This window comes from Dialister succinatiphilus (assembly GCF_928721695.1).
Lineage (GTDB): Bacteria > Bacillota > Negativicutes > Veillonellales > Dialisteraceae > Dialister > Dialister succinatiphilus.
In genome coordinates this window covers 352,681-365,554 of the sequence record NZ_OV788641.1, presented here as the reverse complement: position 1 = coordinate 365,554, position 12,874 = coordinate 352,681, and the positions used below count along the sequence as shown (strand labels likewise).

14 protein-coding genes and 1 tRNA gene are annotated in these 12,874 nt (G+C 51.7%); 13 read left to right on the top strand and 2 right to left on the bottom strand.

Annotated elements, in window-relative coordinates; translation table 11 throughout:
* Positions 1-37: 37 nt before the first annotated feature.
* On the bottom strand, positions 38-1,525 hold the full coding sequence (locus NW747_RS01615; RefSeq protein WP_273187737.1) for a lyase family protein: 1,488 nt from the start codon (positions 1,523-1,525) through the stop codon (positions 38-40).
* Positions 1,526-2,768: 1,243 nt separating this feature from the next.
* Between NW747_RS01615 and ylxM the strand changes: the two genes are divergently transcribed.
* From ylxM to NW747_RS01550, 13 genes are all read left to right on the top strand, one after another.
* On the top strand, positions 2,769-3,092 hold the full coding sequence (gene ylxM, locus NW747_RS01610) for a YlxM family DNA-binding protein (RefSeq protein ID WP_008859914.1): 324 nt from the start codon (positions 2,769-2,771) through the stop codon (positions 3,090-3,092).
* A 9-nt stretch (positions 3,093-3,101) separates the two neighbouring features.
* Entirely contained in the window at positions 3,102-4,463 is a 1,362-nt protein-coding gene (gene ffh, locus NW747_RS01605) for a signal recognition particle protein (protein WP_273187735.1), read from the top strand.
* Positions 4,464-4,491: 28 nt separating this feature from the next.
* Positions 4,492-4,755 (top strand): 30S ribosomal protein S16, encoded by a 264-nt coding sequence (gene rpsP / locus NW747_RS01600; protein WP_008859916.1) that lies wholly within the window; start codon positions 4,492-4,494, stop codon positions 4,753-4,755.
* A 12-nt stretch (positions 4,756-4,767) separates the two neighbouring features.
* Positions 4,768-4,995 (top strand): KH domain-containing protein, encoded by a 228-nt coding sequence (locus tag NW747_RS01595; RefSeq protein WP_273187733.1) that lies wholly within the window; start codon positions 4,768-4,770, stop codon positions 4,993-4,995.
* Positions 4,996-5,006: 11 nt separating this feature from the next.
* Positions 5,007-5,414 (top strand): YlqD family protein, encoded by a 408-nt coding sequence (locus tag NW747_RS01590; RefSeq protein ID WP_273187731.1) that lies wholly within the window; start codon positions 5,007-5,009, stop codon positions 5,412-5,414.
* Positions 5,386-5,913, top strand: a complete 528-nt coding sequence (gene rimM / locus NW747_RS01585; RefSeq protein WP_273187730.1) for a ribosome maturation factor RimM — start codon at positions 5,386-5,388, stop codon at positions 5,911-5,913. Before NW747_RS01590 ends, rimM begins: the two co-directional genes overlap by 29 nt.
* 76 nt (positions 5,914-5,989) lie before the next feature.
* A complete protein-coding gene (trmD, locus tag NW747_RS01580; RefSeq protein WP_273187729.1) occupies positions 5,990-6,736 on the top strand; it encodes a tRNA (guanosine(37)-N1)-methyltransferase TrmD in 747 nt (248 codons plus the stop codon).
* A 74-nt stretch (positions 6,737-6,810) separates the two neighbouring features.
* A complete protein-coding gene (locus NW747_RS01575) occupies positions 6,811-7,392 on the top strand; it encodes an RNA methyltransferase (RefSeq protein WP_008859921.1) in 582 nt (193 codons plus the stop codon).
* Between the two features lie 6 nt (positions 7,393-7,398).
* Positions 7,399-8,133 (top strand): YebC/PmpR family DNA-binding transcriptional regulator, encoded by a 735-nt coding sequence (locus NW747_RS01570; RefSeq protein WP_273095926.1) that lies wholly within the window; start codon positions 7,399-7,401, stop codon positions 8,131-8,133.
* A gap of 286 nt (positions 8,134-8,419) precedes the next feature.
* On the top strand, positions 8,420-9,676 hold the full coding sequence (gene sstT / locus NW747_RS01565; protein WP_273187727.1) for a serine/threonine transporter SstT: 1,257 nt from the start codon (positions 8,420-8,422) through the stop codon (positions 9,674-9,676).
* A 203-nt stretch (positions 9,677-9,879) separates the two neighbouring features.
* Entirely contained in the window at positions 9,880-10,449 is a 570-nt protein-coding gene (locus tag NW747_RS01560) for an NADPH-dependent F420 reductase (RefSeq protein ID WP_273187725.1), read from the top strand.
* Positions 10,450-10,553: 104 nt separating this feature from the next.
* Complete coding sequence (locus NW747_RS01555) at positions 10,554-10,976, top strand: Rrf2 family transcriptional regulator (RefSeq protein ID WP_273187723.1); 423 nt, start codon at positions 10,554-10,556, stop codon at positions 10,974-10,976.
* A 319-nt stretch (positions 10,977-11,295) separates the two neighbouring features.
* Positions 11,296-11,379, top strand: a tRNA-Leu gene (locus tag NW747_RS01550).
* Between the two features lie 60 nt (positions 11,380-11,439).
* On the opposite strand, the gene NW747_RS01545 is transcribed toward NW747_RS01550, so the two are convergent.
* A complete protein-coding gene (locus NW747_RS01545) occupies positions 11,440-12,609 on the bottom strand; it encodes an iron-containing alcohol dehydrogenase (protein ID WP_273187721.1) in 1,170 nt (389 codons plus the stop codon).
* Positions 12,610-12,874 lie beyond the last annotated feature (265 nt).

Here is a 12,874-nt window from a genome sequence, read left to right as displayed (position 1 = left end):
ACGCAGGTGGGCGTTTCTTGCTTTATTCCATGCAGTCTCACAGGAGTTTATCGAAGTCCTGGTTCAGTTTCTGCTCTGCAGAGGCCAGTTTCTTTTCAGTCTCTTCTGTCCAGGCTCTGTTGTCGGACAGTTCCTCTTTGGCCATCTGGATCATTTTGTCCAGTTCTGCCGGCTGGGGGCCGCCTTTGACTTTTCTGTTTCTTACAATGGAAGCAGGGTCTTTGGCATGGTTCCATTCTTCTTCTGTCATGGGGAAGCTGCGTGGGAGATTGGGGTCACTTACGGAGACTTTGGTATAAATGGCCTTGGCGTCTTCATAGGTGAAGTCCCGGGGAGTGATATCATGGGCCCGGGCGTAGGTAACGATTTCACTGGCGAAGTGATGGCCCATGCGGAAGGGGATGCCGTGGTTTTTCATGAGCTCATCGGCAATTTCCTGGGAACAGGTCCAGTCCAGGTTCAGCTCTTCCAGGGAACGGGCAGGATCGATGACCAGGTTATTCAGAATTTTGTCCATGGAGGTGAGGACTTTGGAGGCCTGGGGCATGATGTCCCTGGCGCCGCTCAGGCGGCCGTCAGCCATGCCGGCGGGAATATTATGGGAGCGGAACATGGCTTCCACAGACATGCCGAGAAGGGTGGAGGCGTCGGTGCGGCAGCTGTTCAGAAGGCCCGGATTCCGTTTCTGGGGCATGGCAGAGGATACGTAGGTATTGCCGCCGCCTTCTTTCAATATGATCCAGGGGCGGGGCTGGGCGTACTGCTGCATGATTTCTTCGATGAAGCTGGTGGTGTGGATGGCGATGCAGTTGGTGATGCCGCCGGTTTCAATGGGCGCTTCCTGGGGAAAAATCTGGCCGGCATCGTAGGTGTTGTAGGCGAGACCGTCAAATCCAAGGTATTCTGCCATGCGGTCTCTGTCCAGTGGCCAGCCGGTACCGTTCAGCACGGTGCTTCCCATGGGAGAGCGGTTGAGGCGTTTGTAATATTCCCGCACCCGCTGCATGTCACGGCCATAGGCGTTGGCATAGGCGATGAAATAGTGGGCCAGGCTGTTGGGCTGGGCGGCTACGCCATTGGTGTAGTTGGGGATGAGGGTATCCTTATTTTCTTCTGCCAGACGGATGAAGTCTTCCTGCACCTGGTTCAGCTTTTTCGCCATGGTGAGAAGGTGTTCCCGCTGTTCCATAATGCCTACGGTGGTGAGCATGTCCTGGGAAGAGCGGCCGGCATGGATTTTCGTGACATCGGGGCCTGCAGCTTTGATGAGATAGGGCTCAAAGGTAATCACATTATGGGGCCTTGCCGCACCGGGCAGGTTTCCATCCCGGAGGACCTTGTCGATGCCTTTGGCAAAGGCATGGCCCTCTTCAGGCGTGAGAAGGCCTTCGTCCGTATTGATGACATCGGAGGCTTTATTAATCTGCCCCAGCCAGTAGAAATTATCTCTTGGCGGCTGGGCAGCAAACACGGAACCCGTGGAAATCAGGGCGCAGAGGGTAAGGGCAAGTACAGGTTTCTTCATGGTATAACCTCTTTTCTTATTTTATATACTTATTATAAAGGATAGGAAGCAGATGGGAAAGGTATTGAGACAATCAGATGTCAGATAGTCAGACGCTGGAAGGCGGCCGGCTGTTGGCTTCCTGCTTCCGGCTTCCTGCTTCCGGCTGTCGGTTTCCGGCTTTCCGCCGCCTGTGGCCAGGCATTACGGTGTGCGCATTATGTGCAGGCTATGCTCGTATATTAGCCCGGCTCAGAAATCCGCTGCAGGGCTTCTGCCCTTCAAAGGAAGGGACCTTGGCTTTTCGTCACGCAGCACGGAAGACACAAAAGCAAGTCCCGTAACGCTGACTTTATAATCATCGCCCCCTAAAGGGGAAACGACTCACTACATTTTGCGCGTCGCCAGCGCTCCTTCACCCTCTGTTGTCACTGACTCACTGGATTTTCAGGTCGCTGATGCTCCCTTACAAATCCAGTTCGCTAGTGCATCCACTGCTGTCACTGACTCACTGGATTTTCGGGTCGCTGATGCTCCCCTACAAATCCAGTTCGCTAGTGCATCCACTGCTGTCACTGACTCACTGGATTTTCGGGTCGCTGATGCTCCCTTACAAATCCAGTTCGCATAGTGCACAATGTGTTCGCTGTGCGCCGTAAGGGCAATCCACCACTCTCTGAACCCTCTGAACCCTCACACCGAAGGCGTGTCCAAGGGTAAGAAACAAAAATGACACAGGCCGCCGATTGGCGGTCAGGATAGCGATGGGGTGTCAAATCGGTGCTCTGCCTTGTACACCCTTTGCCTCTTCGAGGCGTTCACCCACAGGGAAGCGTGTCACTGGATTCGCGGGTCGCTTCTCTCCCCTATGAATCCAGTTCCCTTGCCACCTCAAGGGGAAACGAGAAGTATGGAGAGGAAAAACAGAGAGTCATATATTTCATGTACCATTCCGCAGTTTCCCCCTTTGGTGGTGAACGCAGTGAGCCAATCCGCAGAATGCTTATTAAGCCATATGACACAGTAAGGTAAGCTCGTAACGCTGACTTCATACTCATCGCCCGTAAGGGCGACACCACAACCTTCGGGCCGCAGGCCCGTCAAACTTACGAACCTTAAGAACCCGCAGCCCCGCAGGGGCTGTCAACCTTCCCCTTTGAACCCTCTGAACCCGTGGGGCGCAGGGCGCCCCACCTTATGTAAAGCAGATTTCCTTGACAAGTCTCCTTTCTTCCTGTATAATGGTTCACGTTGTGGTGATACTATGTCGATAGAAAATATTGTAGAAAAAGGAGAGCTTCTGGATAAGTACGGGGCCCTCCTTACAGACCGCCAGCGGGATTGTCTTGACTTATACTATAATGAGAATCTGACGCTGGCGGAGATTGCGGAGCATTTTCATATTTCCCGGCAGGCGGTGCATGATGCCATGCGCCACGGGGAGGAACAGCTTATGACTTATGAGTCCGCTCTTCATCTTGTTTCCATGAGAGGGGATAAGGAGAGGGCGGCCAGGGAGCTCATGGAATTGATTCCGGATCAGTATCATACCAGAGCTCGTGTACTGATTGACTGTTTATGGGATTGAGGTGACCTTATGCCATTTGAAAGTTTAGGAGATAAGCTGCAGTCTGCATTTAAAGATCTGCGGGGGAAAGGCAAGCTTTCTGAAAGTGATATTGACGGCGCTCTCCGGGAGGTCAGAAGGGCTCTTCTGGAAGCAGATGTCAATTTCAAGGTGGCTAAGGATTTCATCGCCCATGTTCGTGAAAAAGCCATGGGGGAAGAGGTCTTCGGCAGTCTGAAGCCGGACCAGACGGTCATTAAGATCGTGCGGGATGAGCTTACGGAACTTTTGGGCGGCACCCAGAGCAAGATTACCCTTTCATCCACCGGCATGACGGTGATCATGCTGGTAGGTCTCCAGGGGGCCGGTAAGACGACCACCGCCGGCAAGCTGGCGCTTATGTTTAAGAAAAAAGGACACCGGCCGCTTCTGGCAGCCTGCGACGTGTACCGTCCTGCCGCTATCAAGCAGCTGGAAGTGCTGGGGCAGCAGACCGATGTACCGGTGTACCGGATGCCGCCGAATGTGGATCCTGTACACATTGCGTCCTACGCCGTGGATACGGCCAGATCCTATAACCGGGATATCGTCATTCTGGATACTGCCGGCCGTCTGACCATTGATGAGAAGCTCATGGCGGAGCTTCGGAATATCAAGGCTGAGGTGCATCCCCAGGAAATCCTGCTGGTACTGGACTCCATGACCGGCCAGGATGCAGTGACTACAGCCAAGGCTTTTGATGAAAACCTTGGCATCGACGGGACCATCCTGACAAAGATGGACGGCGATGCCAGAGGCGGTGCAGCTCTTTCCATCAAGACTGTCACCGGTAAGCCCATCAAAATGATTGGCGTTTCCGAAAAACTGGACGGCGGGCTGGAAGATTTCCATCCGGACCGCATGGCCGGCCGTATTCTGGATCTGGGCGACTTGGAAACATTGATTGAAACAGCCCAGAGAAATATGGATGCCGAATCCCTGAAGGATGCGGCAGGAAAGATTCGAAAGGGCGAATTTACCCTGGATGATTTCCTGCGGCAGCTGAAACAGGTGAGAAAGCTTGGCTCCTTCCAGTCCATCCTGGGCATGCTCCCGGGTATGGGCAAGTTCAAGGATCAGCTGAAGGACATCGACCTGGACGGTAAGGAAGTCAAGCATATTGAGGCAATCATCCTCTCCATGACCCCTGCAGAAAGGGCCAATGTGAAAATCCTGAACGGCAGCCGCCGGAAGCGCATTGCCAACGGCGCCGGCGTAAAGATTCAGGATGTGAACCGCATGATGAAGCAGTTTGCTGAAATGCAGAAGACCATGAAGAAGATGAGGGGTAAGAAGATGAATCCATCCAAGTTGGGAAATCTGTCCGGTTTCCCCGGGATGTTCCATAAATAATCGAGACCAATTCAAGGAGGTGAATTTCATGTTAAAAATTCGTTTGACCCGTATGGGTGCTAAGAAGAATCCTTTCTACCGTATCGTAGTTATCGACTCCAGAGAAGCAAGAAACGGCGCTCCTGCTGATACCATCGGCTGGTACGACCCTGCAAAACTGGACGCTCCGGTAAAGATTGATGAAGAAAAGGTTCTTTCCTGGCTTGGAAAAGGCGCACAGCCGACCGACACCGTTCGTTCTATTCTCAGAAAGAATGGCATCCTTGCTAAGTTTGCAGAAGCAAAGAAATAATGGGGGCCGCGTATGAAAGAATTAGTGGAAACACTTGTCAAGGCTCTGGTAAAGAACCCTGATGCCGTCTCCATTACCGTAGTCGAAAAGGGCAGCCTGGAGATTTATCAGGTCCATGTTGCCCCGGAAGACATGGGCAAGGTCATCGGCAGAAAAGGCCGCATTGCCAATGCAATCCGCACCGTTGTCAGAGCAGGTGCCCTGCGTGAAAACCGCAAGGTAGCTGTGGATATTATTTGAGAGGTGCCTTAATGGAAGAAATGCAGATTCTTGTTCCGGTAGCTGTGAAATCCAAGCTCACCGAGACATTAAAGACCACGCTGCTCAATGAAATCGGGCAGAATATCAGCCGTGTCGAACACGATATGGCTCAGCTTGAATTCGAAGCGAATGGCAAACTGGCTGAACAGGCCAAAATCAACATTCAGGCCGTCGCTCCTCTCCGCGCTCAGTACGAAGCCCAGAAAGCCCGTATGCAGCAGGTGAAGGATAAGCTGAATGCTGACAAGGAACACCTGGAAAAGCTGGCTATCGGTGCTGAACTGAACCGTCAGCCCATGAACCGGATCGTCACCGTCCAGGTGGGGGATGACATGAACGCCTTAATTGGCGGCGAGATCCTGGTGGAAGATGGAAAGATCATCGCTTTCCGCAACTGATATGAAACCCGATGAAATGATAATCGTCGGCCGAATCGTAGCCCCGCATGGTGTGCGGGGTGATTTGCGTATTCTTCCCGATACGGACAGGCCGGAGATTTTTAAAAAGCTCAAAACCATCTATATCGGAGGGAAACCCTGCCATCTCCTTTCCGCCCGTCCCCACAAGAATGTGTACATCCTTCATGTGGAAGGGGTGGATGACAGGAACATGGCAGAAACCCTGATTTCCAAAGTGGTGGAAGTTCCTTTCTCGGAACTCCCTCAAAGGGAAGAAGGGTCCTACTACTACTTCCAGCTCATAGGGCTTCAGGTAGTGACGGAAGACGGAAAGGCTGTGGGGACTGTGAAGGAAATCATAGAAACCGGAGCCAACAATGTGTACTCCATCAGCACACCGGAAGGAAAGGAAATCCTGATTCCGGCCATACCGTCATGCGTTCTCTCCATTGATGTCGAGGCAGGACGTATGACGGTGCGCCTGCCGGAGTGGGAATAGTTTAACCCTGTGTGCCGGCTGCCCCTTCCTTATCGGAAAGAGGCAGGCGGCGGAAAGCCGCTGTGAGGCTGTCAACTTGAAAATTGATATATTATCCCTGTTTCCGGAATTCGTGGAAGCATTCTTTCACCAGAGCATGATCAAACGGGCCCTGGAAGCGGGACTTATAGAAATGGCTGTGACCAATCCCAGAGACTTTACCAAAAGCCGCCACAGACAGGTGGACGACACCATTTACGGCGGCGGGGCAGGCATGCTGATGATGTGCCAGCCGCTTTTTGATGCCTGCCATCATGTGCTCCCCGAAAAAGGCCCCCGGGACCGGGTCATCTTCCTGTCACCGGCAGGAAAGACCTTTAACCAGGACAAAGCCAAGGAACTTCAGCGGGACTACGACCACCTGGTGCTCATCTGCGGTCATTATGAAGGCGTGGACCACCGGGTAGAGGAACATCTGGCAGATGAACTCATTTCTATCGGTGACTACGTGCTTACCGGCGGCGAACTGGGAGCCATGGTTATCAGCGATGCAGTAGCCCGCATGGTGCCCGGTGTCCTGGGAGATGCAGGCAGCGCGGCCACGGATTCCTTCTACGAGCCCATCCTGGAATATCCCCAGTACACCAAACCGGCGGAATACAACGGATGGAAAGTACCGGATGTTCTTCTGTCCGGCCACCATGCCAACATCGCCCGGTGGAGAAGGAAAGAAGCCCTCCGCCGCACCATGGCATACCGCCCGGACCTTCTGGAAGGGCAGGAGCTCTCCAAAGAAGACAGAAAACTCATGGCGGAAATTAAGGAAGAACTGATTCATTCATAGAGTTTGCTTTCATAAGATAAAAGCAGACACTGATTTAATCAGCATTTCCTCAGGGAAGAAAAGGAGGAGTGACTATGGCACCTGTATACATAGGTCTCATCCACTATCCTATTTACAACAAGCACATGGAAGTCGTCACCACGGCACTGACCAACTACGACCTCCATGACATTGCCAGAACGGCAAAAACCTACGACGTGAAGAAATATTTCATCGTGCATCCTGTGGAAGCACAGCGTGAAATGGCCCTTCGCATTATGAATCACTGGAAAACCGGCGGCGGCGTACACTACAATGCCAATCGCAAGGAAGCCTTTGAAGAAACCGAACTGGTTCCCACACTGGAAGATGCGATTTCATGGATTGAAAAAGAAACCGGCAGAAAACCGGCTATTGTCACCACCGACGCCAGGGTGTATCCTAATACTATCTCCTACGCAGCCATGCGAAGGAAAATCCACGACGAGGATACTCCCATCTTCATTCTCTTCGGTACAGGCTTTGGCATGACCAAGGAAATGATGAAAAAATTTGATTATATTGTGGAACCGATTTATGGCGCCGGCACTTACAATCACCTCTGTGTGAGAAGCGCCGTGGCCATTATCCTCGACCGCCTTCTGGGCGAACCCTGGTGGAATAAAAAGGAGGAATAATTTACTATGTCCGGACATTCCAAGTGGGAAAACATTAAGCGTAAAAAAGGCAAAACCGATGCCATCCGCGCTAGAATTACCACGAAAATTTCCAAAGAAATCACCATTGCAGCCCGCATGGGCGGCGGTGATCCTGTAGGCAACATGCGTCTGAAGCTGGCCCTTACCAAGGCAAAGCAGAACAATGTGCCTAAGGAAAACATTCAGAGAGCTATCGCCAAAGGCGTAGGCGCTGCCAGCGGTGCAGGCTTCGATGAAGTGACCTATGAAGGCTATGGCCCCGGCGGTGCAGCAGTCATTGTCGAATGCAACACCGACAACCGAAACAGGGCGGCAGCAGATATCCGTCATGCTTTCACCCATCACGGCGGTTCCGTAGGCACCCCGGGATGCGTATCCTGGATGTTCAAGAAAAAAGGCTCCATCATTGTGAGCAAGGATGCAGCTGATGAAGACACGGTCATGATGGTTGCCCTTGATGCCGGTGCGGAAGATGTATCCTCCAATGAAGACAGCTATGAAATCTCCACCACTCCGGAAGAATTCCTCACCGTATCCGATGCCCTTGAAAAAGAAGGCATTCCGGTAGAGGCCTCCGAAGTGGCTATGGTGCCTGATAACTATGTAAAGCTGGAAGGCGATGCAGCCCAGACCATGGCTCACCTGACCGCTGAACTGGAAGACCTGGATGATGTACAGGAAGTGTACACCAACGCAGAACTTCCGGAAGATGAGGAATAAGGAAATAAAAAGACTCCCTTCGGGGAGTTTTTTTATTGGCATTTTGAAGAGACATCCAAGTGGAAGTGGCATCTTTAAATTCTGTTTCATCTCCTGCATAGCTATGCCAAAATATCATTCAAAAATAAACTGATTGCAAGATACGGGCCGGTGCTGTATACTATAAAAGTTCAAGGAAAGAATGCCTGTCCAGGGGGGTTCTTTCTTTTTTGTGGGCAGCAGGGCTGCTCCTTCTGTCTGCGGGAAGGACAGAAGTTTTATGTTATTGGGATAGAGGAGGTTTATTTTGCTTACAACAATAAAAAAATGGGTGACCGGCGTGGCGCTGATTAAGCAGATCGCCATAGGTCTTGTGATTGGTATCGTGATAGCCCTGTTTTTCCAGCCGGTGATTCCGGTGGTGAAGATTTTCGGCGATTTGTTCGTGAAGGCCCTGAAAGGGGTAGCGCCGATTCTGGTGTTCTTCCTTGTGATGAATGCCATGGCCCAGAAGAAGGAGAATGCAGAAAACAGCATTCAGCCGATTATCGAGCTTTACATGATTGCCACCTTCTGCGCATCCCTGGTAGGGGTGGGGATGTCGTTCCTTTTCCCTACGACCCTGAATTTGACGGTGGCACCGGATGCGAAGCTGGCACCGCCCAGCGGCATTGTGGAAGTCCTTCATTCCCTCATTCTGAGCGTGGTAGATAATCCCGTATCGGCCCTTATGCATGCCAACTACATCGGTATCCTGGCCTGGGCGGTGATTCTTGGCATTGCCCTTCGCAGCACGGCCGGTGAAGCGACAAGAAACTGCCTCAATGATCTGGCCGGCGCCATTACGAAAATGGTAAGCTGGGTCATTCACTTTGCACCCCTGGGTATCATGGGACTGGTAGCCGATTCCGTGGGAACCGCCGGCCTTTCCGCCCTCCTGGGGTATGCCCAGCTTCTGGGAGTGCTCATCGTTTCCTATGGCCTGGTGGCTTTTGTTATGAATCCTTTCATTGTGTATCTGAAGACCCGTAAGAATCCCTATCCCCTGGTGTGGGCCACGGTGAAGGACAGCGGCGTGTATGCCTTCTTTACCAGATCTTCTGCAGCCAATATTCCGGTGAATCTGTCTCTCTGCAAAAGGCTGGGACTCAATCCCGATACCTACACCATTTCCATTCCTCTGGGGGCCACCATCAACATGGCCGGCGCCTCCATTACCATTTCCGTGCTGGCTCTGGCAGCTGCCCATACACTGGGCCTTGCCATCGACCTGCCTACAGCCTTCCTGCTCTGCATCGTTTCCTCCATCGGCGCCTGCGGCACCTCCGGTGTGGCAGGGGGATCCCTCCTCCTCATCCCGGTGGCCTGCGCTTCCTTCGGCATTGGCAACGATATTTCCATGCAGGTGGTGGCAGTAGGATTTATTATTTCCGTACTGGAAGATGCCTGCGAAACGGCGCTGAACAGCTCCAGTGATGTCCTCTTCACTGCTACCGCTGAATTTGCAGACCGGCGGAAGAAAGGCACCCTTCGGGCGGAAGATATGGTTCCGAAGGAAAAATAATAAAATGGCTCAAAGGGGCTGTGAAAAAATGGCAACTATTTTTTCACAGCCCTTTTTGCCTGCAAAAAATAAATATGAAAAAATTTCGATATAGTGATTGACAGATGTAAGGAAGTCTGTTATATTAAATGTAACACAAGAAGTTACATATTTTATACAGGATGAACAGAATCATTCTTCATTGATAGAAAGAAGGAATTCAAATGGAAATCACAATTTTTGGCAAAGGCAATATGGGAAAGGCCATTGGCGGCAATTTTGAAAAAGCAGGACAGAAGGTCACCTACGGAGGCCGCGATTTCAAAGGAGCCCTGGGAGACATGGTGGTACTGGCCGTTCCCTACGGCGCAGTGGACAGCATCCTTTCTGCCCATAAAGAGGAACTGGCAGGCAAAGTGGTGGTGGATATTACCAATCCCGTGAATTTTGCTACCTTCGACGGTCTGGTGGTGCCGGCAGATTCCTCGGCAGCCGCTGAAATTCAGAAAAAAGTACCGGAAGCACTGGTGGTCAAGGCCTTCAATACCACCTTCGCCGGCGTGCTCGCGGCAGGAAAGGTGGGAGAGAAGGAACCGACGGTGGTACTGGCAGCTTCTGACTCTGCAGATGCTAAGAAGAAACTGGCTCAGGCCCTGGAAGGAAGCGGACTTTCTGTCATGGATGCAGGCTCCCTGAAGCGGGCTCGTGAAATGGAAGCGCTGGGATTCCTGCAGATTTCCCTGGCAGCAGGAAAGAAGATTTCCTGGACCGGCGGATTTGCAGTTCTTCACTGATTCCTTTCCTGGAAGAGAAACAAGGCGGGCCATGCCCGCCTTACTTTTATTTCCGCAATCTGCTATGATAGCAGTATCAGATGCATTGAAATGAAGGAGGTACCATGCAGGTTTCCAGTCAATTTACCATTGCCATTCACATGCTTTCCTATATAGCCCTTTACCAGCATAAGGAAAAGATTACCAGCGACGTGCTGGCCGGCAGCATCGAGGTGAATCCGGTCATCATCCGCCGCCTCCTTTCCCGCCTGAAGGGGGCCGGTATGATTACAGTGCACCGCGGCACCGGCGGCACCTTTCTGGCCAAAGAACCAAAGGATATTACCCTCCTTGATGTTTATGAGGCCACGGAAAATTTGAAAGAAGAAGGTCTCTTCCACTTCCATGAGCATCCCAATCCCCGATGTCCCGTGGGAAGGGATATCCACCATGCGCTGGATGGAAAACTGGCAGAAGTGCAGAAAGCCATGGAAGACAAGCTGGCATCCTTTACGCTCTCTGACGTGGCAGGGGATATTACCGTGTGAAGGTCATGGGCGGTGAGGATCGTTTCGCAGAACTTTTTCCCCCGTCTGCGTCAAAGCTGCGGCCCTCATGATGACAAAAAATTTATACCTCTTTATAGAAAATGACTATCATAAATTTTGATAAATTTTCTCAAAAAAGGTGTACAATAGAGATGCAGGAAATCCTGCCTCTCTTTGTTCGTCAAAAACAGTTCCCCACCAGAAAGATATTTTCAATCATCCTCCTCCAATTTAGGGAACTGTTTTTCTATACTCTCTTTTGGGGGAGCTGGAATTTCTTGACCCTGGCGGTGTTCTCTTATATAATAAAACTATTCATGCGAGCGTGGCGGAACTGGTAGACGCACAGGATTTAGGATCCTGCGCTTTGTGCATAAGGGTTCGAGTCCCTTCGCTCGCACCAAAAAAGGCTGTGAAAAAATGGAAATCATTTTTTCACAGCCCTTTTTATTGTGAGATATTCTCAGAACGTGACTGGTTTTCCGTAGTAAGCGCATTCCAGGATGCGGCCCATGGTTTCATCATCCACTTTCCGCGGGTTTTCCGGGGTGCAGGCGTCCAGGACGGCATTGTGAGCAATGGCGTCCTTCTTTTCCAGGTACAGCTCTTCCGGAACACCGTAATCTTTGAGGGAAAGAGGAATGTCCATCATGCGGTCCAGGTGCCGGATGGCATCTTCATAGGACAGAACCAGCTGGGCGTCGGTGTGGCCCGGCAGTCCCACAATGCGTGCCAGGTCGGCATAGCGGCTCATGCAGGCCTTCTTGTTGTACTGGATCACATAGGGCAGGAGGATGGCGTTGGCGCAGCCGTGGGGAATATGGAACACAGCGCCGATCTTATGGGCCAGGGAGTGGGTGATACCCAGAAGGCCATTGGAGAAGGCCATGCCGGCCAGACACTGGGCGATGTGCATTTTACCCCGGGCTTCCTTATCGCCGTGATAGGATTCCAGTATACTGTCAAAAATGTCAGAAACTGCCTGTTTGGCCAAAGGATCGGTGAATCCGTTGGCACAGGTGGAAACATAGGCTTCTGTGGCATGGGTGAGGGCATCCATGCCGGTGTGGGCAGTGAGCTTGGGCGGCATGGTGAGCGGAATATCCAGGTCAAGAATGGCCAGGTCCGGCGTCAGGTTGAAATCAGCCAGAGGGTACTTGATGCCCGTATGATAGTCCGTAATTACCGAGAAGGAAGTGACTTCCGTAGCGGTGCCGGAGGTAGAAGGAATGGCTACGAAAATGGCCTTCTGCCGGAGAGGCGGCAGGGAGAAGGGTTTCTTCACATCGTCGAAGGAAAGCTCCGGATGTTCATAGAAAACCCACATGGCTTTGGCCGCATCAATAGGAGAACCGCCGCCGATGGCTACAATCACATCAGGCTGGAATTCACTCATAGCTTTGGCACCTTCCCTGACGGCCTCGATGGAGGGATCCGGCGCAATGCCTTCCATAATGCGGGTTTCCAGGCCATTATCCTTCAGTACCTTTTCTGCTTTCTGCAGGAACCCGCCCCGACGCATGGAATGGCCGCCGGTGCAGATGAAGGCTCTCTTATGGCCCTTCAGCACAGCCAGTTTCTCAATGGCACCATAACCTGCATAGATATCTCTTGGCAGTGTAAAACGGAACATAAAAATCTCCTCCTTTTTAAGAAAGATGCCGGCCGCCTGCCTGTTTTCCGGCATCAAGGCCGGCCTTTATTCTGTTTAGAACGATTCTGGTACAGGTATCTTTTACTATTATATGTATCCCTGCCCGGAATCCTTCTTTTGGTTCACCCTTATTATAACGCTTTTAAGGAAGGCGAGAAAGATTCTTGAGAAAACTGCATAAGCATTTGATTAGATATGACTAATAGTCATTATTATAAAAGCGACGGGACATGGGAAAAATTCC

Excerpts from the sequence above, each read along its gene's own strand:
- NW747_RS01615 (WP_273187737.1), bottom strand. The coding sequence starts at position 1,525 with ATGAAGAAACCTGTACTTGCCCTTACCCTCTGCGCCCTGATTTCCACG.
- ylxM (WP_008859914.1), top strand. The coding sequence starts at position 2,769 with ATGTCGATAGAAAATATTGTAGAAAAAGGAGAGCTTCTGGATAAGTAC.
- ffh (WP_273187735.1), top strand. The coding sequence starts at position 3,102 with ATGCCATTTGAAAGTTTAGGAGATAAGCTGCAGTCTGCATTTAAAGAT.
- rpsP (WP_008859916.1), top strand. The coding sequence starts at position 4,492 with ATGTTAAAAATTCGTTTGACCCGTATGGGTGCTAAGAAGAATCCTTTC.
- NW747_RS01595 (WP_273187733.1), top strand. The coding sequence starts at position 4,768 with ATGAAAGAATTAGTGGAAACACTTGTCAAGGCTCTGGTAAAGAACCCT.
- NW747_RS01590 (WP_273187731.1), top strand. The coding sequence starts at position 5,007 with ATGGAAGAAATGCAGATTCTTGTTCCGGTAGCTGTGAAATCCAAGCTC.
- rimM (WP_273187730.1), top strand. The coding sequence starts at position 5,386 with ATGGAAAGATCATCGCTTTCCGCAACTGATATGAAACCCGATGAAATG.
- NW747_RS01575 (WP_008859921.1), top strand. The coding sequence starts at position 6,811 with ATGGCACCTGTATACATAGGTCTCATCCACTATCCTATTTACAACAAG.
- NW747_RS01570 (WP_273095926.1), top strand. The coding sequence starts at position 7,399 with ATGTCCGGACATTCCAAGTGGGAAAACATTAAGCGTAAAAAAGGCAAA.
- NW747_RS01560 (WP_273187725.1), top strand. The coding sequence starts at position 9,880 with ATGGAAATCACAATTTTTGGCAAAGGCAATATGGGAAAGGCCATTGGC.
- NW747_RS01555 (WP_273187723.1), top strand. The coding sequence starts at position 10,554 with ATGCAGGTTTCCAGTCAATTTACCATTGCCATTCACATGCTTTCCTAT.
- NW747_RS01545 (WP_273187721.1), bottom strand. The coding sequence starts at position 12,609 with ATGTTCCGTTTTACACTGCCAAGAGATATCTATGCAGGTTATGGTGCC.